At 44.2% G+C, this 24611-nt stretch carries 20 protein-coding genes; 9 read left to right on the forward strand and 11 right to left on the reverse strand.

What is annotated here, in order from left to right:
• Positions 1-231 precede the first annotated feature (231 nt).
• Positions 232-1686, reverse strand: a complete 1455-nt coding sequence (locus PHF18_RS11950; protein WP_300103111.1) for an OB-fold nucleic acid binding domain-containing protein — start codon at positions 1684-1686, stop codon at positions 232-234.
• A 536-nt stretch (positions 1687-2222) separates the two neighbouring features.
• Between PHF18_RS11950 and PHF18_RS11955 the strand changes: the two genes are divergently transcribed.
• Together PHF18_RS11955 and PHF18_RS11960 are read left to right on the forward strand one after the other, a co-directional pair.
• Positions 2223-3305, forward strand: coding sequence for an MFS transporter (locus PHF18_RS11955; protein ID WP_300103114.1), 1083 nt, complete (start codon positions 2223-2225; stop codon positions 3303-3305).
• Between the two features lie 332 nt (positions 3306-3637).
• Positions 3638-4261 (forward strand): RNA 2'-phosphotransferase, encoded by a 624-nt coding sequence (locus PHF18_RS11960; protein ID WP_300103155.1) that lies wholly within the window; start codon positions 3638-3640, stop codon positions 4259-4261.
• A gap of 123 nt (positions 4262-4384) precedes the next feature.
• Here PHF18_RS11960 and rtcA read toward each other — a convergent pair whose 3' ends face one another.
• From rtcA to PHF18_RS11975, 3 genes are all read right to left on the reverse strand, one after another.
• Positions 4385-5452 carry an RNA 3'-terminal phosphate cyclase gene (gene rtcA, locus PHF18_RS11965; protein WP_300103117.1) on the reverse strand — a complete coding sequence of 356 codons (1068 nt, stop codon included), beginning with the start codon at positions 5450-5452 and terminating at the stop codon, positions 4385-4387.
• A gap of 130 nt (positions 5453-5582) precedes the next feature.
• On the reverse strand, positions 5583-7061 hold the full coding sequence (locus PHF18_RS11970; protein ID WP_300103120.1) for an FAD-dependent oxidoreductase: 1479 nt from the start codon (positions 7059-7061) through the stop codon (positions 5583-5585).
• Between the two features lie 992 nt (positions 7062-8053).
• Complete coding sequence (locus PHF18_RS11975) at positions 8054-8242, reverse strand: hypothetical protein (protein ID WP_300103123.1); 189 nt, start codon at positions 8240-8242, stop codon at positions 8054-8056.
• A gap of 408 nt (positions 8243-8650) precedes the next feature.
• Between PHF18_RS11975 and dnaG the strand changes: the two genes are divergently transcribed.
• Together dnaG and PHF18_RS11985 are read left to right on the forward strand one after the other, a co-directional pair.
• A complete protein-coding gene (dnaG, locus tag PHF18_RS11980; RefSeq protein WP_300103126.1) occupies positions 8651-10240 on the forward strand; it encodes a DNA primase DnaG in 1590 nt (529 codons plus the stop codon).
• 401 nt (positions 10241-10641) lie between these two features.
• Positions 10642-10920, forward strand: coding sequence for a UPF0058 family protein (locus tag PHF18_RS11985; protein WP_011024502.1), 279 nt, complete (start codon positions 10642-10644; stop codon positions 10918-10920).
• On the opposite strand, the gene rimI is transcribed toward PHF18_RS11985, so the two are convergent.
• The 3 genes from rimI to arcS are packed head-to-tail and all read right to left on the reverse strand — an operon-like array spanning position 10904 to position 13537.
• Positions 10904-11434: a ribosomal protein S18-alanine N-acetyltransferase gene (rimI, locus tag PHF18_RS11990; protein WP_300103134.1), complete on the reverse strand. Its 531-nt coding sequence runs from the start codon at positions 11432-11434 to the stop codon at positions 10904-10906. The two genes, PHF18_RS11985 and rimI, sit on opposite strands and share 17 nt — an antisense overlap.
• 8 nt (positions 11435-11442) lie before the next feature.
• The gene (locus tag PHF18_RS11995) at positions 11443-11676 is read right to left on the reverse strand and encodes a hypothetical protein (RefSeq protein ID WP_300103136.1); all 234 of its coding nucleotides are present in this window, start codon (positions 11674-11676) and stop codon (positions 11443-11445) included.
• Positions 11660-13537: an archaeosine synthase subunit alpha gene (gene arcS, locus PHF18_RS12000; protein ID WP_300103138.1), complete on the reverse strand. Its 1878-nt coding sequence runs from the start codon at positions 13535-13537 to the stop codon at positions 11660-11662. Before arcS ends, PHF18_RS11995 begins: the two co-directional genes overlap by 17 nt.
• A 316-nt stretch (positions 13538-13853) precedes the next feature.
• Here arcS and PHF18_RS12005 point away from each other — a divergent pair, with 316 nt between their 5' ends.
• The 5 genes from PHF18_RS12005 (at position 13854) to PHF18_RS12025 (ending at position 18279) form a co-directional block, all read left to right on the forward strand.
• Positions 13854-15224 carry an FAD-binding oxidoreductase gene (locus tag PHF18_RS12005; protein WP_300103140.1) on the forward strand — a complete coding sequence of 457 codons (1371 nt, stop codon included), beginning with the start codon at positions 13854-13856 and terminating at the stop codon, positions 15222-15224.
• Between the two features lie 47 nt (positions 15225-15271).
• Entirely contained in the window at positions 15272-16399 is a 1128-nt protein-coding gene (locus PHF18_RS12010) for a (Fe-S)-binding protein (protein WP_300103142.1), read from the forward strand.
• A gap of 447 nt (positions 16400-16846) precedes the next feature.
• Entirely contained in the window at positions 16847-17389 is a 543-nt protein-coding gene (locus PHF18_RS12015) for a hypothetical protein (RefSeq protein ID WP_300103144.1), read from the forward strand.
• Between the two features lie 307 nt (positions 17390-17696).
• Positions 17697-17954 (forward strand): hypothetical protein, encoded by a 258-nt coding sequence (locus PHF18_RS12020; protein WP_300103146.1) that lies wholly within the window; start codon positions 17697-17699, stop codon positions 17952-17954.
• A gap of 43 nt (positions 17955-17997) precedes the next feature.
• Entirely contained in the window at positions 17998-18279 is a 282-nt protein-coding gene (locus tag PHF18_RS12025) for a hypothetical protein (RefSeq protein WP_300103148.1), read from the forward strand.
• Positions 18280-18347: 68 nt separating this feature from the next.
• Here the strand turns inward: PHF18_RS12025 and PHF18_RS12030 are convergent, their stop codons facing one another.
• From PHF18_RS12030 to PHF18_RS12045, 4 genes are all read right to left on the reverse strand, one after another.
• Positions 18348-20171, reverse strand: a complete 1824-nt coding sequence (locus PHF18_RS12030; RefSeq protein ID WP_300103157.1) for a YgiQ family radical SAM protein — start codon at positions 20169-20171, stop codon at positions 18348-18350.
• Between the two features lie 388 nt (positions 20172-20559).
• Complete coding sequence (locus PHF18_RS12035; protein ID WP_300103150.1) at positions 20560-21201, reverse strand: MBL fold metallo-hydrolase; 642 nt, start codon at positions 21199-21201, stop codon at positions 20560-20562.
• Between the two features lie 180 nt (positions 21202-21381).
• A complete protein-coding gene (locus PHF18_RS12040) occupies positions 21382-22155 on the reverse strand; it encodes a TatD family hydrolase (protein ID WP_300103152.1) in 774 nt (257 codons plus the stop codon).
• Between the two features lie 157 nt (positions 22156-22312).
• On the reverse strand, positions 22313-23821 hold the full coding sequence (locus PHF18_RS12045; protein ID WP_300103153.1) for a 2-isopropylmalate synthase: 1509 nt from the start codon (positions 23819-23821) through the stop codon (positions 22313-22315).
• Positions 23822-24611 lie beyond the last annotated feature (790 nt).

Raw genomic sequence — 24611 nt, forward strand, 5'->3', positions numbered from 1 at the left:
GTAAAAGAAAAATTCAGCTGACTTATTCAAAATGTATCTGTAATTTTTATTGGTTAATTTTTCAGTTTTGTATGTAATTTTCATGGCGGAAGAAAAATATCAGTTTTTTGAAGACATCTGCAGAAGTTGGATTCAGGTAAAATTTAGTAAAATCAAGACAAAAACTGAAAAGAAAAAAACCGAATAGAAGCTGATAATTAGTCAACAAAAAATGATAAAAACAGGGAATGATCAGAGAATAATCACTCTGCTCCTGTTCCCAACACTAAGTTCTATTTCTTCGTTCAAACCATATTTAGCATAAGCGTCAATGATCTGGATCTCGGAGTCGATATCGAGGTCCTCTATCACATAGGCCTGTTCTCCCCAGAGAGTTAACCGGATATTGCCTGTTTCATCCTTAAGCTGCAGGTTTGCGACAACACTGTCGGTTCCATCTTCCTTCTCAAACTCTCTCAGTTCGCCGATTTCGGAAACTTTTCCCTGGACAGAATAACTTTCTCCCGGGATAATGTCGGTGATGTCAGTAAATTTCTCTCTGTACTCAACCTTTTTTTCACTTCTCTGAATTATTCCTCTGGCTCCCAGGCTGAGTTCCACCTGCTGGCTGAAAGTGTTTTCCCGAGAATATGCATTGAGAACCTCCACTGTTTCATCGAAGTCAATCTCCTCAAGAAAATCGGTTTTTTCGTCCCAGAGGGTAAGCCTGATTTTGCCTGTGGAATCTCCCAGGAGGAGATTTCCAACTCTACCGGAAGATCCGTCTTTTTTCTCGAAGGCCCGGACTTCTGAGATGTCAAGTATCCTACCTGAAATATTGATATTATTCATGTCAGCTTTTATATCTGCAACAGGGGTAAACTCTTCTTTATATTCGATTTCCTTTTCGCTTTTCCTGATGATACTCCGGTTTCCGATTTGCAGCTCCACTTTCTGCGTAAAGGCATTTTCACGGGCGTAAGCATTGATCAGTTCAACAGTGTCCCCATACTCAATCTGGGTTAAAAAATCGGTTTTTTCGTCCCAGAGCGTCACTCTGAGGGTGCCTGTGGAATCTCCAAGCGTCAGGTTTCCAACTCTCCCGCTGTTCCCGTCTTTGCGCTGGAAGGTCCTGACTTCAGAAACCTCAAGCACTTTTCCCATAAGGTTGAGGTCTCCCATTCCGTCTTTTATGTCCTTTATATTCTGGCTGGCCGAAACAACATCAACTTCTTCTTCACTTTCGGTCAGGACTCCATTATTGCCGATGTTAATTTCCACTCCGGAATAGCCCTGCTTTGCATGGCCGCTGACCTGAACGGTTTGCCCTACCTTTACTTTTTCGAGTTTAATCAGGTCTGCCATATTGTCCCAAAGGGTTAACTTTACTTTTCCGGTTTCGTCTCCGACAATGAGATTTCCAACTCTGCCTATAGTGCCGTCGTTTCGGGTAAATTCCTTGATATCAAAAATCGAAACAATTCTTGCAACAAAATTAACAGGTCCGCTCTCGGGTGTAATACTTTCTATTTTTACGCTGTCTCTGCCCGCATCCGAGAATCCCAGTTCATTGGCAACCAGCATGGCAGCCATCGCCTCATCACAAAGCCCTCCCATGTTCTCGACCTTTTCCTGTGTGCGCTGCAGGAAATCCTCTTTACTGATGACATGGCTGAGCTTCTTATAAATAGTGTCAATATCGGTCATGGTACTCCCTTGAGTGTTTGATACTTACCTTCCGTGTTTGGTGGTGCTTTTCTTCGATATGTATTCTTGCCTTAAATATCAGGTGTTTATCCCTGAAAGACTGTTACTGTAAGTTTTATTTTAAGACTTGAAGCGATTTGCAAATCTGATATATTTCAGGTGAAAGTTTGAGGTGAAAATTCATACCAAATATTTTCAAACTTAAGATAAAATATCTTCTAATTTCATGTGAGAAATCACCAGGTTCTATACGTCCTTTCATTAATGCATAATAAGAATATCCCTGAAAATTAAATATTATTTGGTAAGTTTTTCCTTTTTTGGTTGTTTTTTAAAGAGCCTTTGATACGGTATGTAAAGTGTCTTACAAAAGACTACTGTATGCAGGGTGAAAGTATTCAATATTCGGGATAAGAGTATTTTATCCGAATAAGCATCTTGAGATTAGGTATCTTAAGAGTGTGTATTTTAGCTTACTTCACATTTTGGAAAACATAATAAGTTATGCCGGCGCTCTTATAGTGTGAATCTGCTTGATGAGAATAAATAACGTCCAGTTCCTCTCAAACATGGCTAATGTTCTCTCGCTGCTTTTTATTCCCGTTTTTGCCGCATCATTCGGCGCTTCTTATGTCGAGATCGGGATTATAGTGGGGATCTATTCTGCCACAACCCTTCTTTCGTCCTTTATTTTCGGAAGGTTTGCTGACCTTCACCACCTGCGTATAGTAATTCTGGGAGGTTTTGGATGTGCTGCAGCCGCCTTTTTTCTTCAGGTTTTTGCCACCGATCCTTTTACCCTCATGCTTGCAAGGGCTCTAGCCGGTTTCAGTGTTGGTATTCACCCGGGTGCCCTGATAGCCTACGTCCATTATCAGAATCAGAGCCTTGGAAGGTTCATTTCTCTGGGTTCTCTTGGCTGGATGGCGGGTTTTCTCCTGGCAGGAGTGATAGGGATAAGAATGAATCTGCTTTTTGGACTTTCATCTCTTTTTTATGCCTTATGTTTCCTGCAGGCTTTCAGGTTAAAAGACATTGAAAAGCCGGAATTGAATGTTTCTTACTTCTCCCTTAACACCCTGCTGAATAATTCAGGGACCTATTTCTCTCTCTTCCTGCGGCATACCGGCGCCGTCGGGGTCTGGACTATTTTTCCCCTCTATCTCCGGGAGCTCGGAGCAGATGCTTTCTGGATCGGAGTTATTTATGCTATAAATCCTGCAGTCCAATTTTTGATAATGCGCAGGCTTGACCCGTTTGAAAACGAAAAGCTGATCCGTGCGGGCTACCTGCTCTCAGTGATCGGTTTTATCAGTTATGCCCTTGCCTCCTCTTATCTTTACGTCATCCCCGGGATGTTCGTTATTGCCTGCTCCTGGTCTTTTCTCTATGTGGGCTCAACCCGCAGGGTTGTGGAGTTGAACCCTGATAAAGCTACAGCAGCAGGTCTGATTAACTCAATGATTGGGGCAGCAGGGGTTGTGGGAGCCATTCTTGGAGGTGGCTTATCCCAGCTTTTCGGCTTCAGGGCGACCATGTTCGGAGCTGCTATCTTCTCTATTTCAGGCTTTCTGCTCTACAAAATTCTGGGAAGGGCGGCAGGCACGAGGGACAACTGAAAAGATAAACTGAGAAGATAAACTTGGAAGATAAACTTGGAAGATAAACTTGGAACATAAACTGAGAAGATAAACTGAGATGATAAACTGAGATGATAAACTGAGATGATAAACTGAGATGATAAACTGAGATGATAAACTGAGAAGATAAACTGAGAAGATAAACTGAGAAGATAAACTGAGAAGATAAACTGAGAAGATGACTGAGGGGAGATAAATCAGAATTTTGAAGGGAATGGCTTAAAATTCTCTTCTCAAAAACTAGTTTTAAGAAAAAAAGATCTTAAAACAAAACCTTATTTATGGTAAAGTTTCATTATGTACGTGATACTATGATTCGAAAATGCACTGAGCACGGCTATTTTAGAGGAGGCAGCTGTCAGCAGTGTAAACGCCCTGGTAGATACGTGCTGGACGACGGAAGGGAAGAAAAGCTCGGAAGGTTTGTATCAGGTACTCTTCGGCATTTCCCGGCATCTGCAGGGGTAAAAATGGACGAATACGGTTGGGTGGACCTTAACTCCTTCTGTGATGTTATGAATAAACGTTATAACTGGATGAGGAAAGAGTACCTTTATGCCCTTGTTGAGTCCGATGAAAAAGGAAGATATCAGATCAGCGGGCCAATGATAAGGGCACGTTACGGACATTCTGTTAACATTGATCTTGACTACGAGGAGAGCGATACTCCATACGTGTACTATGGGGCAAGCCCGGAGGAAGTTGACGTCTTGCTCGAGAACGGAATTTTCCCTATCAAACAACGCTATGTTCATCTCAGTACTTCATATGAAAAGGCAACTGAAGTTGCCCTGATACATACTGAAAGTCCTGTGATCCTGCAGGTTGACGCCTTTAGAGCTCAGGATGATGGAGTTTCTCTAAAGCTTGCAACGGATTACATCGTACTTGCGGAAAATATACCTCCTGAGTACCTGTTTGTACTCGAGGAATAATTTCCCCTTACTGGTTTTCTTACTGTCTTTTTCTTGCTGTCTTTTTCTTGCTGTCTTTTTCTTACTTCTTTTCATTTGTTAGTTTTTCGTGCTATTTTCTCCTTTTCTCTTTTTCTCCTTTAATCAGTCTACCGATACTTCAAAAAGTCCATCTTTTTCTTTTATCCTGAACTTCACCTCCAGAAACTGTTCTGTGACCCAGATGTTTGTTGCCGCATGTAAAGTTATTTCACGGGCCGTGTAAGAACTGTTTCCTGCAAGTGCCATATACGGGATCAACTGGTCTGCTAGATGTACATCTACAGAGGCTTCTGTTCTGAGTTCCGAGATGATTTCTTCTGCAGCGCGCCTGCCCACTTTTTCAGCAGGCAGCCCTCTTTCTCCAAGGGCACTTCCCCCACAATAACCAGACCAGAGGGTTATCCCGCTTCCTGTGGAAAGCAATTCGCAGGCTCGGACATTGATCCGTGAACCGTATCCGGCTTCAAGAAGCATGGATTCGGCAGCTTCAGCCTGGCGGGATGGCACATGCGCCGGAAGATTCGATGCATGTGAAATTCCCATGACTTCTTTCCCATGGTTCTGTTTCTTCTCTCCTTTCTGGTTTTTTTCTTCGATTCGGTTTTCTCCGCCTTTTTTGTTTTCTCCTTCCTTCCGGAAATGAAAACCACGAAGCTTGCAGGGTTCAAACACAGCTGAGACCTCGCCTCCTCCCCTGGGATAGTAACCGCGTTTTTTCAGGGTTACGCTGCCCGCGTATCCAAGCTGTTCAAGGGCCCTGAAGGTTACATGCTGAAGGTAGTCAATCGTAGGGGACCAGGCAACATCAGTTCCTCCCCTTATCGTTAGTTCGACCTTTTCTTTTGCGAAAGGCAGGGCTGGCATAAGGCTTTGTAGAAGCAGGGTTATGCTTCCTGCGGTCCCTATATCAATCTCATATTTACCCCCCTTTATTTCCACTGGAGCAAAAAATAACTCTGAAGAACCCGGAAAAAGTCCTGAAACCCGTGCTCCGCAGATCCTGGCTGCAGTTTCCAGAGCTTTCAAATGCTGTTGTTTCAGGCCGGGATTTGGTCTGTTTTTCCTTATGTTCGTAACCTTTACTTTTTTTCCGGTAACTGCAGAAAGGGCAACAGCTGTTCTGACAACTTGTCCCCCTCCTTCCCCATATGAACCGTCAATTTCTATCATTTCCCTCTCCCCTTTATTTTACTCCGTTTTTTTCGTCCTGCTATTTGACCGTATCTTTCCCCCTCTCTCTTATCTGACCATATCTTTCCCCCTATCTTTTAGCTGGAATCTATGGAACCTCTGGAGTCTGTTAATTTGTTTTATCTTTCCGCATATTTCTGACTGCGTCTTTTACAGCCGGCATGAGAGGATCCACAAGCATGGAAACCGGAGGGGCATAGCAGGTTTCAAGGCTAAGAAGGTCTTTAATTGTTGTTTTCTTTCTTATAGCAAGGGAGAGGGCATCGATCCTTTCTTTTATTCCTTCTCCTCCTGCGAGTTGCGCTCCCGCAAGGTAGTCGTCTTTAAAAAAAAGTTTTATATACAGGTCCTTTCGACCCGGATAGTAGGAAGCTCTCGTGCGCCCGTGGGAAAACCCGGTTACAACTTTCATTCCCTGTCTTTCCACCTGTTCGGGCGTAAGTCCGACTCCTCCGAATTGCAGGTCTCCAGCAACAGCCACCCAGGGGTCAGCAAGGGGCCCAAAAGTAGAGTATTTGCCTGTAATATTATTTCCTATCACATCTGCCATACGCCTTGCTGTTGTGCCCAGCTGGCTCAGCCTGATTTCTCCGGTTACAAGGTCAGTAACCTCCGTACATTCTCCGCCTGCGTATACATGGGGGAGAAACTCTCCTCCTGCTTTTACCTGAAGCATTTCATTTACGACTATTCCTCCTGCCTTTCCAATATCTATCCCTGCCTCTCTTGCAAGGCAGACTTCAGGTTTTACACCGGTTGCCAGGAGCACAAGGTCTGCAGGAAAATGCCTGTCCTTTACGTATACAGTTTTTTCTTTCCAGAAATTTTCAGGTAAAAATAAAGGTTCCCCGGCAATAACTTCCACACCAAGGGTTTCAAGGTGTGCCCTGACAATTGCAGACATATCGGAATCAAACTGGCTGGAGAGCAGGTCTTTACTTCTGGTTAGAAGGATAGGCTTAATTCCGCGCTTTGTGAGGGCTGAGGCACATTCTATTCCTATTGTACCCCCACCTACGACACATACTGTTTGGGCGGTTTCAAGGGCTTTTCCAAAGAGCTTGCCGTCAGCAAGGCTCCTGAGCGTAAAGATTCCGTAAGGCAGAATATTTGCCTGGCTTTTGCGATCTATAAAGGGCAGGCTCCCTGTAGCAATCACCAGCTTATCAAAAAGATAGGCTCCTTCTCCTGTCAGGGCAACTTGCCCGGTCAGGTTTATTGACCTGACTTTCTCGTTCAGTCTCACATCTATGTTTTTTTCCCTGAAAAACCCCGGGGGTTTTACAATCAGTTTTTCAAAACTTTCAATTTCCCTGCCCAGAACAAAAGGAATTCCGCAGTGACTGTAAGCTGTGTGGGAGTCGCATGAAAGCACGGTTATTTTAAAGCCGCTTTGCCTCCTAATCTTGGTAGCAGCTGCCATACCACAGGCGCCCCCTCCTATAATAACCACCCTTGTAAGGTTTTTCTCTGTCCAGGCATGTGGGGGGACTGTTCCGGGGACTGTTCCGGGGACCTCTTCTTGAACTTCACCAGCGGTCCGAATGACTTTACCTGCAGCACCTGTTACGCCGAAATCGCTTCCCATGCTTTTTATAATGGTTTTTTGCGCTTATTATAGGTTTTTAAGAGCTTTTAAGGCTAATTCCCCTCATTTCAATGGGGGATACAGTCGTCAAATATACCCATTTTCGTTATCTACAAACTTACTTAATTTTCCCAGCCCATTATTTTGAAGGAAATTCCTTTGTCCTGAATATATCCATTTGAAGATGTTCACCAGAAAAAAAAGAGAACGATAACGATTTTCAAAAGAGAACGATAACGGTTTTCAAAAGAGGACGATAACGGTTTTAATGGGGGGGTGAACGAGCGAGTTGGGAGTGGGGGGGTTAATACATAAAACAGTGTATTTATCTCGCTCGTTCAAATTTTTAGACGTTCTTTGTTTTATATATACTTTTCTAAATTTTTCTAATTCGTTATCCTTTAAGAATTTTGACAATCTGTCCAGAAGGTCCCTATTCTTAAATTTATCGATAATAGATTAAAATAATTCGGGTTTAACGAACCTTTTAAATAACCACAAAGTTCTTAAAGCCTGCAGGCATTAGAAATATGAATTTAGGACATTTGACGTACAGGATTCCTGTTTCGCCGAAGTTGCTTTAAGGTGGGCGGGAGCTGTTTTGTCAGGTCATATCATAAATTAATAACTTCATATATTCATCACTACTGGATTCGTAAAGAATTTCACGTAACTAAACGTATGCAAACTTAATAGAAATTTCAGATTATACATGTTACCAATTCAGGGCTAATAGCATTCAGTTCAGAATAAACCTCATATATTTATCACCCATGAAGCAAAAGTCGAAAAGTGCTTTCAATAAACCTGATGCATTTCATTCACTGCTTTACCACTTATCGTTTAGGGATACTTGTTTAACAAAAAAGGCGTCTGGCACACTCTAACTGCTCACGCCTCAGGTTTATCCCATCTCTGGGAATATCTTTGGAAGTCTTCAGTTATCAGGATATTGAATGGTAAACACATTATTTGACTTGGGGTTCTGAGAATTATTTCAGACCCATCAATAAGTTTATGTTAGGGCAAAGATTTTCGAGCAGGTACAGAAAGCCTCCGTGGATATTGTGGGGGTATACTGTTATTCTTTGGTTGAAAATCAGGAATAGCTCTATCTTTGAGAGCTTTAAAACCAGGCTGGTGCTTATCTGGCGATTTGCCTTTGAGGTAAGAGCTTTCATCAAGCAACAATCAGGAAGTATTCAGCCGGTTTCATTATCCTGGCATAAACACAATGGTCAGTTGCAGGCAGTTTCGGAACTTCTCTTTCCGGTTCATAATAATCTTCAATTATGAAATCTGCTTTTTCAAGGGTGTATTATCTCTGATCTGGTTTTAAATCTGATTTTACTACTATTTTTGCATTTTCTGGCGCCCTTTATGGTTTCCAGCACGTTTCCAGGATATAGAGGGTTTGTACTACCATAAAAGTACTATGAGCCTGTAGTCGGAAAAAGAATTATATACCGAAATTGTTCGGGTGTATAAGAACGATTTTCCGTCTATTAATTTGAAAAATCACTCAAATAAAAAATATTCATAATCCATAGTTCATGATAAATCATTATCTTAATTCTGGGAGAATTCATATGCAAAATACTGATACCACAAAATATATCATTCATTCCAAAATCAATGCTGATGGGGTAATTGAGCGTCCTGATATCGTAGGCGCAATTTTTGGTCAGACTGAAGGGCTGCTTGGAGCCGATCTTGATCTGCGTGATCTGCAGAAGACCGGAAGGATTGGCAGGATCGAAGTAATGGTTACCGCTAAAGGTGGAAAAACCAAAGGAAATATCTTTGTTCCTTCGAGCCTTGATAAAGTAGAGACATCGATTCTTGCAGCATCTCTGGAAACCATTGACAGGGTAGGTCCTTGCAGTGCCAAGATTGAGGTTTTCCAGGTAGAAGATGTAAGGGCTGTAAAGCGTAAAAAAATTATTGAAAGGGCAAAACTCATCTTCACGAAAATGTTCGATGAGACTGTGCCCGAATCTCAGGAACTTGCCGACGAAGTTCGGCAGTCTGTAAGGGTTGACGAACTAACTTATTATGGCAAGTCAAGGATACCCTGCGGGCCGAACGTGCTTAACTCGGACGCTATAATTATTGTTGAAGGCAGGGCTGACATCCTTACCCTGCTTCGCTATGGTATAAAGAACACCATCTGCGTGGGCGGAACTAACATTCCACCTGAGGTTGCTGAACTTACTAAAAAGAAAACAGTAACTGCTTTTACAGACGGAGACCGGGGTGGGGAACTCATTATACGCGAACTCCTGCAGGTGGCAGATATCGACTATGTTGCCCGTGCTCCAGATGGCAAAGGTGTGGAAGACCTTGTCCAGAAAGAAATAATCAGGTCTTTACGCCGAAAAGTCCCGGTGGAACAAATTATTGAGAAATACGGAATCCAGGAAAAAGAAAGTGAAGATGGCGCTTGCAGGCTGGAACGCATTTCCAAGAGAAAGACAAGAGCACCGGAAGTTGTTCCCAGAGTTGCGGAGAAGAAGTTACACAAACGTGTAAAAGTTCACAGGGTATCTCCAAAGGCAGACGTTTATGAAGAGGAATCTTCTGAAGAAATGGAAGAGACGGTTGTTGAGAAAACCGTGGAAAAAGAAAGGGAAAGGCCTTCTGAAAAAACTCCTGGAACGGCAGAAAGAGTTGAGGCACGACAGGCTGTCTCAAAGCCCGCAGTTATGGCAAGAGCAGTTTCAGTCACCAGGGTTCCCAGAGGAAAGCCTTCAACTGAGAGGGTTTCAGCTGAGAGGGTTTCAGCTGAGAAGGTTTCGGCTGAGAAGGTTTCAGCTGTGAAAGTCCCTGGTGGAGAGGCAGTAAGGGTTTCACCTGCTCCTGCCAGACAGGCTCCAGCTCCAATTTCCCCGGAAGCTATGAGGTTCAGACCTCACGTAGACGCCCTTAAAGGGACATTGACGGCAAGGATTCTGGATTCTGAAGATCGGGTAATAGAGGAAATTGCAGTCAGAGACCTTGCAAGCAGGTTAAAAACCTACAAAGACAATGTGAAAAGTGTGATTTTTGATGGTGTAATTACTCAGAGACTCGTTGATATTGCTTCGAGCAATGCAATCAAAAATCTTGTAGGAGTAAAAATAGGAAATCTTGCTAAAGTCCCTGTAAATATGGAAGTTATGACCTCCAGCATGCTCTGAGCAGGTCTTTTTACTTTCTTTTTTATTTCTTTTTTATCTTTTTTATTTCTTTTTATTATTTAGAATAAATTACTTATTTACATCTGATTTTCTTCATAGAGTTAATTTTCCCTGGTCCGGAACTAATTATTTCATTATTACTCTTTTTGTGTATCATTTATATATATCTTTGAAGAAGTCACCACGATTTGGCCTGATTTCACACTATAGTGCTAAAATTCACACTTCATCCTCGAATTTGTCATTATTTATCATATACATTATATGAAAAAGTTTATTAATATAAACTAGGAAGTAGGTCTCCGCGGGTAATTCTTTTATTTGATTCCAGATAATATTTAATTGATCTTGTAAAATTGTAGATATTTAATTGATCTTGTAAAATTGTAGGTCTGTTCGCTATGCACAAGGAAGAACTGATACAACTGCACACATATATGGCTCAAATGAAGAGATACTTTGAGAGGCACGGTGTAACGCACGAGTTTGATGACTACAAGGCTCTATCGATAAGTCCAGTCCACATCCACAGGAGTAAGGCGGATCACAAGCGCGCAATATTTATTTTGGGAGGCGAGCTTGCCACTCTCATGTCACGGGATGACCCCATCTTCGAGGAAGCGTCTACCCATATGAGAGATTCTCTGAATTCCGTCATTAAGCTTATCGGTAATAACTGATAGGGCCCTTTATTGTAGTAAAGAAGTCGTTGTCTGAGAATACGGGTTCGAGATATTTTTGTTTTGAGATCAAGAGGCGGTATGGGTGCAGGTGCATTTTCATAACCATACCGTCTTCTCCATCTGAATAATACTTTTTTTCAGTCCAGCAAGGTACGAATCCTATTGATCGGTATAATTTTTGTGCGTCAGTATTACTGTTTCTTACTTCCAGTCTCGCGTATCTAAGTCCATTTGCAACAAAAATGTCACACATGGCATGGATCAGTTCCGTGCCTATTCCCCTTCCCCTATATTCTTTTTTTACACCAACGGAAAAAATATGCCCTTCGTTTTCCGCGGAACGGTAGCCCACCACATACCCTACTACTTTCCCATTCTGTTCCGCAACAAGGAAGCCATCTCCAACCATTTCGTAAAAGTTCATATACACCAGGGAATTATGCTCCGAAAAAGCCTCTTCTTCAATTTCGACTATTTCCTGGAAGTCTTCAGGTGCGAAACGTCTGATCATAATATCCTTTATATCCCTACCATTTTATTACTTCTTCGAAGGAAGAATAATTCTCTCGCAGAAACCTGTATGGCTTTCTGTTTTACATATTTTCTATTCATGAACATCTTTTTCTGGGACCTGTTCTGAGCTTCTAGCCGGTTCTGAGCTTCTACAATGTCTTTTCGGGCTGAAAACCAGGCTAAATAATAAGCTTTAAAGTTTTCAGCCCCAGGGTCTTCAGGTTTAAAGTTTTTTAACATGCCGGACGTCTACTGCAACACCCCTGCCTGATTTTTCCATTTCTCTCCCGCTCATCATAGCCCTTCCTACACAGAGGGCTTTTTTCCCGAGAACTATTACCTCATCATTTGGTCGTATTTCGGGGTCTGCCTCAAGCACACCCGGGGCAAGAATGGAACCGCGTGGGATAAAGTCGTCAATCTTTACCACATATTTTTCGCTTTTTAGCACCAGTTCCGCTCCTTCGGGAGAAAGAGCAAGCATTCCGTACTGCGGGATTAAAGTTGCAAGCTGTTTTTTCCCGGCAAAGAGCTGGTACTTCGGGAAACGGCCTTTTACCACAGGTTTTCCGACTTCTTCTGAAAAGAGCTGCCCTGCGCCCTCTCCGAATTGATAGCCTGCAACCGCCTTTACGAAATTCTTCTTCTCTTCTTCAGCATTCTGTTTTTTCTGGCTGAAATTCTCGGCCGTGCAGATAGATTCAACAGTATTTTTCAGGTTCATCAGAGACTCATAGGACGTGAGACTTTCCCCGGCAGTATAAACGATATCAATCTCCAGTTTTTCAGCTACCCTTTCACATATCTCCCTGTACGTCCCTTCCACATGGGCAACTATTGCCTTATACCCGTGTTTTGAGAGATAGGCTTCAAGGCATCCGGAAACCCAGGCTTTTTCATCTTCGTCCCAGTGCCCCGTAACTGCAGTATCGTAATGGGCTGCCGGGTAAGTTAATTCGAGTTCTCTGGGCACGATTCCCAGGGGGGAGGTTATTATTACCTCATGGACAAACTTTCGGTATTTACCAAGGGTAAGGATGAATTTCTGGTGGGATTGGGAAATTGAATAGGGTTTTTTAGCTGCACACGGGAGAAGCAGGAGGATATCAAGTTCAGGAGGTACATACCTTTCCTGTATGCGCTGCGCAAACCTGATTACTTCGATCCTTGAAAGGGCTTCGGAAGTATTTGCAAGGAGCTGGTTTTGCCGGAAAGCGGGAACTTTTTCTTCAAGGTAAGAGTATTCGAAATCTCCAAGGCGCAGCAGGGCTGTAAGCCAGGGCCTGACCCTGCACTGCCCTTCCACGTACTCCCGCAGTGTCCCTGCCCGAATTTTTTCGCGGACAAGAGCAAGTTCGGCGTCAAGGGCGTCCCGGTTATGGGCTGAAAGAAGTTTTGCCCTATCGGCTTTCGGGAGAGCTAGAAGTTCTGCGGGCGTGGTGGAGGCACATACCCTGCACCTGCAGGGAAACTCTACAAGGGAGTCCAGATAGAAACTGCCTGCAGCTGTAAGGTAGATGTCAGAATAGGCTGCAATTTCTGCTTTTGTATCATCCATAACATCGATCCCGATGTAGGCAAGCATTGCTGCATTTTCAGGACGAGCCAGGTTGGGGGCATAGAGAGCAGTATCTGGAGGAATCTTGTTTTTCAGGTCGATTAAGGTTTCCAGAAACCTTCGAGCATTATTTTCCAGAGTTCCTGCACCTTCCATTATGTAAAGGTCGCTTTTCTGAATCTCTCCTGCTGCTCTAAGAAAAGAACCTGTAGGGCCGTTATCTTCAGCATTTCCATCGCTGGTGGCAGTAAATATTTCTACTTTTCCGAGCGATTCGGCTGGAATAGCAGGTGGATAAGTCTGACGGGGAAGGATTATGAGAGTTCCCTTTCCTGTTTTTTCACGAATTTCCTTTATGCGTGCTTGAAGTTCTTCCCGGTCAACAGTCCAGAGGCTGCCTGCATCAACAATAGGTCCCGGGTTTTCAAGGTTTCCAAGTGCTGCCGTATGCAGGGCACAGGGAGTGCGGAGTTCGGGAGAGAGCAGAAGTTTTCCTATACGTGCTGCTCCATCTCTATTTTCTATTTCAAAGTACTGTGTCATATTTGTCCTCTTATGTCTATCAGGATGTAAAGGTTTGCCCTGCACATTTTTCTCAAAAAGTTCGTAGCTCTCTTTCTTTTTTCGTGACTTTACCTTCACTCTAATCTGAAAAGCCTGTAAATTCCCTTCTACTTTTTAAATAGATCTAAAGGAGGCAGGAGAATCTAAGGGGGAAGGAGGCTGGAGGCTGGAGGATGGTATATTCTTATATATTATTAATATTGATTATCTGCTGCAACTTATCTCTCATTTCTGTCCCAATAGTGGCAGGGAATTTTCTATTTTTCACATCCGAATTCCAGATTTGAGGTTTATAATGGATATAACTGCAGAGCTTCGAAAAATCGTTGGCGAGCGGCTCTCGGTCTCGCCTTCTGAACTTTATTGTTATTCTTCTGATGCATCCCAGGTCAAAGGGATGCCTGATTACGTGGTACGCTCGAAAAGCACGGACGAGGTCAGCCGTATTGTCAGGCTTGCTTATGAAAATGAAATCCCTGTGACCGCAAGGGGAGCAGGCACAGGACTTGCCGGCGGGGCAGTCCCTGTCGGAGGAGGCATTGTGCTGGACATGTCAGGAATGAATCGCATTCTTGAAATCGATATTGACAATATCCAGGTAGTTGTGGAACCGGGAATAATACAGGACACCCTTAATGATGCCTTAAAGCCATACGGTTTTTTCTTTCCCCCTAACCCGGGCAGTTCTGCCATGTGCACTATCGGGGGCATGATAGCTTATAATGCAAGTGGAATGCGCTGTGTCAAATACGGTACCACCCGGAACTATGTCCGCGACCTGGAAGTGGTGCTTGCGGACGGGACTGTTATCCACACAGGCTCCAAAATGTTGAAATCCGCTGCAGGTTATGACCTGACCCAGCTTATTATAGGCTCTGAAGGCACGCTCGGAATAGTCACTAAAGCCAGCCTGAAGATCGCGCCTCTTCCGAAGATCCGGAAACTTGTAATCGCGTCCTTTAAAAGTGCTGAGGTTGCAGGGCAGGCAGTTGTAAAGACTTTTTCAAACGGGGTTATCCCTTCAGCCTGCGAGATTCTTGACCGGGTTTCCCTGCAGGTGCTTAAACGCTGCGACCCGGAACTTGCGCTCCCCTCCGAGGGCGATGTAATCCTTTTCGAGGTCGACGGCACTGAAAATTCGGCACATGAAGCTGCAGAGCAGATAATAGAGGTCTGTTCCCCCCTTGCCATCTCCATAAAGCTTGCGGAAAGTGAAAAGGAAATGGCAGATATCTGGGCAGCCAGAAAGCTTGTCGGGGCTGCAGTTTCCCGCCTTGATCCCACGAAAACCAGGATTTATGTGGGGGAAGACGTGGGAGTTCCCATAAAGAAGATTCCTGAACTGCTCAGGAGAGCGCAGGAAATTTCTGAGAAATTCAATCTGCCTGCCATGAAGTACGGGCATATTGGAGATGGAAACCTGCACCTTGCCCTTTTTATTGACGTCCTGAATAAGGACGAGTGGGACCGCCTGAATCGGGCTGCTGATATGATCCACAGGACCGCAATTGAGCTTGGGGGCACGGTCAGTTCCGAACATGGTGTGGGAGCTGCCCGTGGGCAGTATATGGAAGCCCAGTGGGGCCCGGCTCTTGAGGTAATGCGTGCAATCAAGAAAGCCCTTGACCCGAAAGGAATCCTGAACCCGGGCAAGCTGGGGTTGTGAGAGCCGTGAAAAACGAAGGAAAAAAGGAAACTAAGAGAACGGTAGAAATGAAAGAAAGTAGAGTAAGTAAGGCCAGAGAAAAAAGTGAGACTAAAGGCAAAGAGTTGCCCTTTGAAATAGATCCCCGTTCGGTTTATAAATGCGTGCAGTGTGGAACCTGCCGCTCAGTCTGCCCAGTCTTTGATGTAGTCGGCTGGGAGTCCGCCAATACACGCGGAAGAATGCTTATCATTAAGAGTCTGCTTGAAGGAAGGCCGCCATCCGAAGATGTCCTCTCCAGTCTCTCTACCTGCACAACCTGTGGGATCTGTGCTGCCAAATGCCCTGCCGGAGCAAACCCTCCTGATGTAGTGGAAGCTGCCCGTGCCCAGCTGGTAAAGTGCGGCGTGACAACCGAAGCCCAGGAAAAACTGAAGGCTGCAATTACGACCAGTGGCAACTCCTTTGGAGAAACAAGAAGTCGCTTGCACTGGCTGTCTGATAAAGAACGTTCAAAACTCCCGGAGAAGTCCGACTACGTCTACTTTGTAGGTTGTTTTGACTCCTACCGTTATCCGGAATTTGCAAAAAAGACTTTTGAGGTTTTGCAGCGCTTTGGAGTCACCCTCCTGCCGGACGAGCAGTGCTGTGCTTCCCCTCTCCTCCGTACGGGTTTCCGAGAAGATGCAGAAAAGATCATGGAGCACAACCTTGAGCAGATTAGGAAAGTGGGAGCTCACACCGTTATCACGGGCTGCGCCGGTTGTTACACCACCCTCAAGAACAACTATCCTGAAGAGCTCAGGGTAATCAGCCTCCCCGAGTTCCTTGCCGAACACCTGGAAGAACTGAACCTGAAGCGCCTTGACCTCACAGTTACCTACCACGACCCCTGCCATCTAGGCAGGCACAACAAGGTCTATGACCCCCCAAGAAAAGTAATTCAGGCTATCTGCACCCTCAAGGAGATGAAAAACATCAAAGAAAACTCCCGCTGCTGCGGTGGTGGGGGCGGAGTCAGGATAGGATATCCCGACATCTCTCTTAAACTTGCAAAAAAGCGCATTGAAGACGTGCCCGAAGGTGTGGACTACATTGTCACCTCCTGTCCCCTCTGCGTGAGGAACCTCAGGGATGCAGCCGGGGATGTCGAGGTAATCGATATCATCGAACTTGTGGCAATGGCGCTGGAGTGAATTTTAAGTTCGGCTGTTTTTATGAGGCGGCTTCTATGTCGCCTTAAGAATTTTATCTCTATTTTAGATCATTACTTTAACTCTAATTTTTATTTCTCGCATCTTTTACTTTGTGTCAATATTGATGAAAACATTCTCGACTCTTTATACCGTTTCTGATGTTCACATTTGCCAGATTTTTTAAGCTCTTTGCTTAGTTTTTCCTGAAGGTATTTTGGAATAGTCAAATTGATCTTGCGATGCTATTCCGAGAAAGCTGAATGTCTTTTTACTGCTACATTTTTGAGAAGCGTTTGCTTCCTCAAAATTTTTAATTAGTAATGTGCTCGTCTTTTTATAAAAAGAAAAAGAATATATCCTAAAAATTTAATATGGCTCATGAACATTAATTTCAAACCCTTGCAAATAGGGTGTCTGATTTTTGTTCTTTTCGTTTAGGAGGTAGAAATGATTAAAGGAGTTAAATTATCTCTAGCATTGTTATGTGGGTTGATTTTTTTATTTGCTTTTGTGCCTACTGCTCTGGGTTGCATGGACATTAAGCCTTATTCCTGTCCAAATTCGATAAACGTTAACAATAACGGGATAGTGACGATAGGTATTGGAACCGATGAGCATACTTATGACGAGGAGGATGTTGAAGGTTATCCTGTCGATTACGTATTTGGTTCTGTAATTCTTTCGCTGGAAAAAGACGGGTTACTAGTTGAAGGACCAATTACAGTTTCTCCTGAAAGGTATGAATATATTGCCGATGGTTTGGTCTTAAATTCCTGTCCAAGCGATGACAGTTACACAGGAAATGGCTATTTATTAAAATTCAGTACTAAGGGTTTTTTGCCGCTTTTTGGTGATCATGTCGGTGAAGATGGCTTATATCTTAGGATTGAAGCTGGTAGGCTTAAAGATGGAGTTAGTTATGAAGAACCTCCAAGTTATCTATTCAATACCACGGATTCTGTTCGTTTGATCTCAAACAATAAAAAATAAGGAATTATCTCAAATTCTATTTTTCCTTTTTAAAGGTTATATAGATCAAACAAGTTCCATTTCTTGTTTTTCAGCGCCTTATAAATAGGTTTATGGTTTAAAAGCTTCTATTACACAAGTTTTCCATGAAATATTTATGATAGAATCCTAATCATCTTTTATAAATGTATTAATAAACTCTGAATTGCCTGTTGATGCCATGAAGACTTCAATTCTTAATCTTTTAGGGACTTCATTACTTTATAGAATGAACGTAAAAAAGTGAGTGAAAAATCCTTTTGGATATTTCCATAGGAGGGTAAGATCTATGAGTTGTAAACCAATAACGTTTAAGAATGTTCCCCCTGATGTGTTTAAATGCATGAAGAAAAAACTTCAGGACACGGGTATCCATGTACCGCCGGGAAACAGAGGAGAACTCTCAGGATCGGGGGTTGAGGCAGATTTCGAGTGGGATGGGAAATCTCACCTCACCATCACAATCACGGAGAAACCGTTTATCGTCAGCTGCGGAGCAGTGGCGGGGAAAATAAAGGGCTTTGTGAAAGAGTGCCATGGGTCCTGAAAATTCAGGATAAAGCCTGTTTGTGAAAAAGTGGGAAATGGGCATGGGTGGAAGGAAACTGGATACGGAGGGGTGTCAGGGGATCAGGTTTAGAAATGTAACTCCAGACGTGTTTTTCTGTCTTAAGAAAAAACTACAAGCATATGGGATAAAGGTACAGCCAGGAAACTCCGGGATGCTTGAAGGCAACGGTATAGTTGCCCACTTTAGCTTGGACGGGGGGAACAACCTGCTAATTGTGGTCAAGGAAAGATCCCTGGATACCTACTGCGGGCAGGTGAGCGGAAAACTTAGATCTTTTGTGCGGGAATGCCAGGGGTTCTGAGGAAATTAGCAAAATCTGCTCATTCCCCTCATTCCCAAATTCAAGACAAAAAAGCCTATTAAACCTTTTTAATAAAATTTACTCTTTCTTCTTATCAAACAATTATGAGCATTCCCCACAAGATCAAGCCGTCCTGCTTTTTCCAGGGCTTCATATACGAGTTCATAGTTTGCAGGACTTCTATAGTGCATGAGGGCTCTTTGCATGGCTTTTTCTTTTTTATCCCGGGCAACGTATACCGTTTTTCCGGTAAAAGGGTCAAGCCCTGTGTAATACATGCAGGTTGATACTGTCATAGGGGTTGGGGTAAAGTCCTGGACCTGTTCTGTGTAGCCCCCATGGTCCCGCACATACTCTGCCATTTCGATCATATCTTCAAGGGTGCAGCCCGGATGTCCTGACATCAGGTAGTTTACTATATACTGGTTCTTGCCACATTTTTTGTTAAGGACTGCAAACTTTCCGGCAAATTTCTCATAAACTTCTCTGCCAGGCTTGGACATTACATCGGTTACTCGCTTTGAGAAGTGTTCGGGTGCAACCCGCAGCTGTCCGCTTATGTGGTGGGTGCAAAGTTCTTCGAGGTACTCTTCATCCTCAAGAGCCAGGTCGTAGCGCACTCCATAGCCGGTAAAGACGTGTTTGACACCGTGCAGGTCGCGCAGGCGCTGCATGAGCTCGAGCAGCTTTTTGTGACTGGTGTCCAGAGCGGAACAGATACGCGGGTAGAGGCAGGCTTTGTCCAGACATGCCCCTTTTTTCTCCCAGTTTTTGCATCCCATGGCGTACATATTGGCAGTGGGTCCACCGACCCCGTTGATTGTGCCCTTGAAGTCCGGTTTTTCCGTAAGCTTCTTTGCTTCCCTGAGGACGGACTCGATGCTGCGGCTTGCGATCATGCGTCCCTGATGCTGGGTAATGGCGCAAAAGGCACAGCCTCCGAAACAGCCTCTGTGCGTTGTCAGGGAGAATTTTACCATCTCAAGGGCAGGGATGGGCTCGGGGTAGAAGGGGTGGGTTTCTCCCGTGAACGGTAGCTCATATACATGGTCAAGTTCCGCCTCTGTCAGAGGGCGCATGGGCCTGTTCTGTACAATAACGGTTTTCGGGTGAGGCTGGACTACACCTTTTCCGGTGACAGGGTTCAGTTCCAGGAAGTATGTGCGGAAAGCATTTGCAAAGGTGGCTTTGTCCTGAGAAACTTCGGAAAATGAAGGAATTTCGAGGTATTCCCTGAAAAATTCGGTTGCATCCTCGGCTGTCTTTTTGTTCTGTTCTTTCAGCTCTTTCCAGGCTTTGACTTCCATCTTCCAGGCCGTGCCGGGGATGTCTCTGATATCCCGGATGTCCTCTTCGGCTTGAAGGCGCTTTGCAATTTCTACAATCTGGAGTTCTCCCATTCCGTAGACAACAAGGTCGGCAGGGGCGTCGGCCAGAATTGACTGCCTTACTTTATCCGAAAGATAATCGTAATGAGCAAAGCGCCGCAGGGAAGCTTCAATTCCTCCGAGCACTATCGGCGTATCGGGGAAAGCTTCTTTTATCCTGTTTGAATAGATAATCACGGCGCGGTTTGGGCGAAGCCCTGTTTTGCCTTCAGGAGAATATGCATCCTTATCTCGTGGCTTAAGGCCCGCAGTCAGGTTGCTGACCATTGAGTCAGTGTTTCCTGCGCTTACGGAAAAAAAGAGTCTGGGCTGTCCAAGTTTTCTGAAGTCTTCAGGGCTGTCCCAGCGCGGCTGGGCAATTATTCCTACCCTGAAGCCGGCATCTTCAAGGACCCTTCCTATTATTGCAGTCCCGAAACTGGAGTGGTCCACATAGGCATCTCCGGTAATCAGAATGATGTCAAGTTCCTTCCAGCCGCGAGCTTTTACTTCTTCAGGGCTCATCGGAAGAAACTTTGATGCAGGGAGAGATGAAGAATAGGTTCTTTTCTGCTTTTTTTCCTTTTTTCCGGTTTTAGTTTCAGGCCTCGATTCGGATGTTTTTCCTTCTCCTGCTGAAGCTTCCGGATCTGTCCTTCCGGGTTTTCTTGAGGCCCGAGTCCCGGATTTTATTCCTTTTCCGGTTTCTACTTTTTTTGGAACAAAAAAACCGGTTTTCCTGGCAGACCTTTCTCTATCCGGTTTTTTATCCTTTTCTTTATCTGTTTTTTCCAGGTTGAATTTTTTATTTCCTGTCGGGACTGCTGTATCTTTTACCATAATCTGCTTCCGGATTTCCAGTCTTTTAATCTCTTCTTCCAGTCTTCTAATCTTGTTTTTTTATTCTCTGTCTTCATGCTCCCATCATCATCTTCAGCATTGTATAAGAAGCCAGGATCTGTTTGTTCCCATCTCTGTCATTCGGGGCTCCATGCCCGGAGTACAGGGTGTTTACATCAAGTTTTGTGAGTTTTTCTACGGAACCAAGCATTTTTTCAGGCTCGCAACCTTCAAAGTCCGTTCTCCCGAAACCTCCGCCTGAAAAGACAGTGTCTCCTGAAAAGAGGCTTTTTGAGACAGGTTCGTAGAGGCAGATACTCCCTTTTGAATGGCCCGGGGTGTGGATGACTTCGAGGTATTCTCCGTTTCCTATGGGGATTTTGTCCCCTTCCTCATAGATGACCGTTGGTCTGACAGCCGGAGCACGCTCTCCAAAGAGCACGGAAACACTGAGGTATTCGTCGTTTACTCCTTCAAGGTCTGCTCTGTGGACTCCAACTTTTGCTCCACTTTTCTCTACAATTGCTGAAGCTGCGGCAGTGTGGTCATAGTGGCAATGGGTCAGGATGATTAATTCAAGGTCGGTAAGCTTGATAGATTTTTCCAGTTCCCTGATAATCAGGTCACTGTTCATGCCCGCGTCGATAAGAACCTTCCCGTTTACAAGGTAGACACTGGAATCGTAGGCTGTGGGGCAAATGTATCGGACTTCCATCTTTTTTCCTCTTCTGTTCCTCTTTCGGTTTTCTTTTTTTCCCTTCTTCTTTCCTTTTCTTCCCTTCTTCTTTCCTTTTCTTCCCTTCTTCTTCCCTTTTTTCCCTTCTTCTTCCCTCTTTTTCTGGAACTAAACTTTTCTCCTAGAACTAAACTTTTCTCCTGGAACTATTTTAAAACCTTATATATGGAAAGCTCGGCGTGCATTTTCGGTTGCGAATTTCGCAATTTCGGCGGGTTCCATTTCTTTAAGCTGCGCTATAACAGGGATCGAGTCCACTATATATGCAGGTTCATTTCTGCCTTTGCGTGGGGAGAGGAAAGGACTGTCGGTTTCAAGGAGCAGGTTTTCAAGGGGGACCTTAGCTGCAAGGGTCTGGTGATGTTCGGAAAAACAGACAAGGGTAGCCAGGGAAATATAGTAGCCTGCGTCCACGATTTCCTTCATGGTCTCAAGAGAACCGCTATAGCAGTGATAGACTACGGTATCCATCCCTTTTACGAGTTTAAGGACCTCTGCTTCAGCCATCCGGGCATGTACTACAAGGGGTTTGTCCAGATTTTTTGCAATCTCGATTACTTTTTTAAACGAAGCTGTCTGTCGTTCACGCTCTTCGTTTGTTTTGCAGTCCTGAAAGTCCAGGCCGGCTTCTCCTATACCTACTGCGTTTCCGGCATTAGCTTCGATCTGAGTAAGGATTGAGTTGATAACGTCATCTTTTCCCTCTCTGCCGATGTCAGGGCTCAGTCCCAGTGCGGCATGGATATCCTCATTCTTTTCTGCAAGCTCAAGACTTACACGGTTGCCTTTCAGGGAAATTCCGGAGTTGATCATCCCGATAACCCCTGCTTTCCGGGCGCGGAGGATAGCCTCTTCCCGGTCGGGGTTGAATTTGGGAAAATCAAGGTGACAATGAGAATCAATGATTGGATAAGGCATGGGTTTGTATTCCATTTCATTTTATTTTACTTTATACATGCTTGAGGAATACAAACCCGAAAAACTAACAGGCATCAGGCCTTATCCGGTTTCAGGCTTTGAGTTGTTATTTCCGGTATTATTTTCCGGCTCTTCAGCCCTTTCTCTTTCTTTTTAGCTCTTTTCTTCTTTTTTAGTTCTTTTCTTCTTTTTTATACAGCAGGTTCATAGCATTTACAAGGGCTTCCACGGAAGCCATGACTATGTCCGGGTTTGCGGACCGTGCCGTTACAATCCTGCCCTTTTCGTTTTCGAGACCTATGTACACATCGGCAAGAGCGTCAGCTCCTCCCGTGATAGCATCGATCCTGAATTCCTGGAGCTTGAAATGGTTGCTCTCGCCCAGGATATCCCTTACAGCGTTAAGGGCAGCATCCACAGGACCAACTCCGGTTTTTGCTGAAATGATTTCTTTCCCGTCTATATATGCCCTGACCACAGCCGTAGGTGTGATGATGTTTCCTGTCATGACGGATACTTCTTTGAGCTTGATCAGCTCTTCATCAGAACTTGCTTTTCCGAGCACTGCAGAGGCAACTGCATAGAGATCGGCATCTGTTATCTGTTTTCCTTTGTTTGCGATTTCTTTGATCCTGAGCACAATCTCATCAAGCTGCTTATCATTGGCTTTTATGCCAGCAGACTCAAGGGACTGTTTGACTGCATGTTTGCCTGTGTGCTTTCCAAGGACGATGCGCCGTCTGTGCCCGACCATTTCCGGGGTCATTATACCTGGTTCGAAGGTGTCGGATTTTTCAAGAACTCCCTGACTGTGGATTCCAGATTCATGGGAAAAGGCGTTTTGCCCTACCACTGGAGTGTTCGGCGGGAGCCTGATTCCGGTGTAATTTTCAATCATTTTTGAGGTTTCGAGAAGGTATTCTGTCCGGATATTGGTTTTTGCACCGTAGATTGACGTCAGGCTCATCACTGTCTGTGCAAGGTCAGCATTTCCTGCCCTCTCTCCAATACCGTTTATAGTGACCTGTACCTGAGATGCCCCGGCTTCAACAGCCATAAGGCTGTTTGCTACCGCAAGCCCGAAATCATTGTGGCAGTGAACATCTATTGGAATCGTTATTTCGGTTGCAATGTCTTTTATCTGTCTGTACATCGCAGATGGAACCATGATTCCGACAGTGTCTGGCACATTAATGATATCGCATCCTGCCTCCTGGACCGCCTTGAAAACCTCTCTGAGGTACGCAGGTTCGGTTCTTGTGGCATCCATTGCAGAAAACATGCACTTCAGCCCGTGGTCTTTGATGTACTGGACAGCTTCCACAGCCAGTTGAATTACTTCTTCCTGGCTCTTTTTAATGGTATATATCCGCTGTACATCCGATGTCGGGACGAAGGTATGCACAAGGCCAACATCACTCTCAAAACAGGCATCGATATCTTTTTTCAGCACACGAGCAAGCCCGCAGACTACGGTTTCAAGCCCAGCATTAGAAATCGATTTTACGGATTCTTTATCTCCCTCTGAAGAGATGGGAAATCCGGCTTCTATTATATCTACCCCGAGTTTGTCGAGTTGATGAGCAATTTCCAGCTTCTGGGTAGAAGTCAGGGATACGCCCGGGGTTTGTTCACCGTCACGTAGTGTTGTGTCAAAAATAGTTACTTTTTTATTTTGCATGGATTCGATGTAAAAATCGATCCCTTCTTTCAGTGTTTACATCCATAGTAATCATCAACATGAATGTCTACTCCAGGTATATAAACACCATGTATATTTTGAAATGTTTCGTTCGAACTTTATCTATATGAGTTTTTCAATAGGAAACTATTTATAATAGATACGATATTCTAGGGTTGCTTCTAAGGGTGTCACAAGACATCCCGAAGGTGAAAAACGGAATTTGAAAAACAGAGTTCGAAAAATGGAACAGGTATCTAAAAACGGAAGAAGTGATGCCTGAGCGGTTTGTTTCTTTTAACAATCGCTTATCAAAACGGACAAAGGTAAGGATTCAAAAGGATAACTCTTTTTAAATCTTTTAACCATCTTCATTCCCTATTTCATTCTTATTAAACCTTCTTAGAAGGAATAAGTATATATACAAGAAACGTCTTGTATGTATCCCTCACACATCAATTGTGCGAGACTCGCCTGCTACTGATCTTTGGTGATTGGAGCTGCAATATCTCTGTAGGTTCAAACAAAATTCGTTTTGCGTGGACTGCTTTGAAAAATTGCGAGGTGGGAAAAAGCTTATATACAAGAAATACCTTGTATGAATCCCTCACACAGCAATTGTGTGGGTTGAATTTCAAAATCTCTATTATCTTTTAATGGAGACAGGAGTTGTTTCCTGTCTGACGAGGATTTTGTCGGTTCGGTTAATTCTGGGTGATTGATGTTTTTTACATCTATCGCGAAATAGAACTAACTGAATTGCTAGTTGTTAGTGCAAGTTTCTGCGACC

It is taken from the genome of Methanosarcina sp., assembly GCF_028693135.1.
In the GTDB taxonomy this organism is placed as follows: Archaea; Halobacteriota; Methanosarcinia; order Methanosarcinales; family Methanosarcinaceae; genus Methanosarcina.

Excerpts from the sequence above, each read along its gene's own strand:
- PHF18_RS11950 (WP_300103111.1), bottom strand. The coding sequence starts at position 1,686 with ATGACCGATATTGACACTATTTATAAGAAGCTCAGCCATGTCATCAGT.
- PHF18_RS11955 (WP_300103114.1), top strand. The coding sequence starts at position 2,223 with ATGAGAATAAATAACGTCCAGTTCCTCTCAAACATGGCTAATGTTCTC.
- PHF18_RS11960 (WP_300103155.1), top strand. The coding sequence starts at position 3,638 with ATGATTCGAAAATGCACTGAGCACGGCTATTTTAGAGGAGGCAGCTGT.
- rtcA (WP_300103117.1), bottom strand. The coding sequence starts at position 5,452 with ATGATAGAAATTGACGGTTCATATGGGGAAGGAGGGGGACAAGTTGTC.
- PHF18_RS11970 (WP_300103120.1), bottom strand. The coding sequence starts at position 7,061 with ATGGGAAGCGATTTCGGCGTAACAGGTGCTGCAGGTAAAGTCATTCGG.
- PHF18_RS11975 (WP_300103123.1), bottom strand. The coding sequence starts at position 8,242 with ATGAAAGCTCTTACCTCAAAGGCAAATCGCCAGATAAGCACCAGCCTG.
- dnaG (WP_300103126.1), top strand. The coding sequence starts at position 8,651 with ATGCAAAATACTGATACCACAAAATATATCATTCATTCCAAAATCAAT.
- PHF18_RS11985 (WP_011024502.1), top strand. The coding sequence starts at position 10,642 with ATGCACAAGGAAGAACTGATACAACTGCACACATATATGGCTCAAATG.
- rimI (WP_300103134.1), bottom strand. The coding sequence starts at position 11,434 with ATGATCAGACGTTTCGCACCTGAAGACTTCCAGGAAATAGTCGAAATT.
- PHF18_RS11995 (WP_300103136.1), bottom strand. The coding sequence starts at position 11,676 with ATGTTAAAAAACTTTAAACCTGAAGACCCTGGGGCTGAAAACTTTAAA.
- arcS (WP_300103138.1), bottom strand. The coding sequence starts at position 13,537 with ATGACACAGTACTTTGAAATAGAAAATAGAGATGGAGCAGCACGTATA.
- PHF18_RS12005 (WP_300103140.1), top strand. The coding sequence starts at position 13,854 with ATGGATATAACTGCAGAGCTTCGAAAAATCGTTGGCGAGCGGCTCTCG.
- PHF18_RS12010 (WP_300103142.1), top strand. The coding sequence starts at position 15,272 with ATGAAAGAAAGTAGAGTAAGTAAGGCCAGAGAAAAAAGTGAGACTAAA.
- PHF18_RS12015 (WP_300103144.1), top strand. The coding sequence starts at position 16,847 with ATGATTAAAGGAGTTAAATTATCTCTAGCATTGTTATGTGGGTTGATT.
- PHF18_RS12020 (WP_300103146.1), top strand. The coding sequence starts at position 17,697 with ATGAGTTGTAAACCAATAACGTTTAAGAATGTTCCCCCTGATGTGTTT.
- PHF18_RS12025 (WP_300103148.1), top strand. The coding sequence starts at position 17,998 with ATGGGTGGAAGGAAACTGGATACGGAGGGGTGTCAGGGGATCAGGTTT.
- PHF18_RS12030 (WP_300103157.1), bottom strand. The coding sequence starts at position 20,171 with ATGAGCCCTGAAGAAGTAAAAGCTCGCGGCTGGAAGGAACTTGACATC.
- PHF18_RS12035 (WP_300103150.1), bottom strand. The coding sequence starts at position 21,201 with ATGGAAGTCCGATACATTTGCCCCACAGCCTACGATTCCAGTGTCTAC.
- PHF18_RS12040 (WP_300103152.1), bottom strand. The coding sequence starts at position 22,155 with ATGGAATACAAACCCATGCCTTATCCAATCATTGATTCTCATTGTCAC.
- PHF18_RS12045 (WP_300103153.1), bottom strand. The coding sequence starts at position 23,821 with ATGCAAAATAAAAAAGTAACTATTTTTGACACAACACTACGTGACGGT.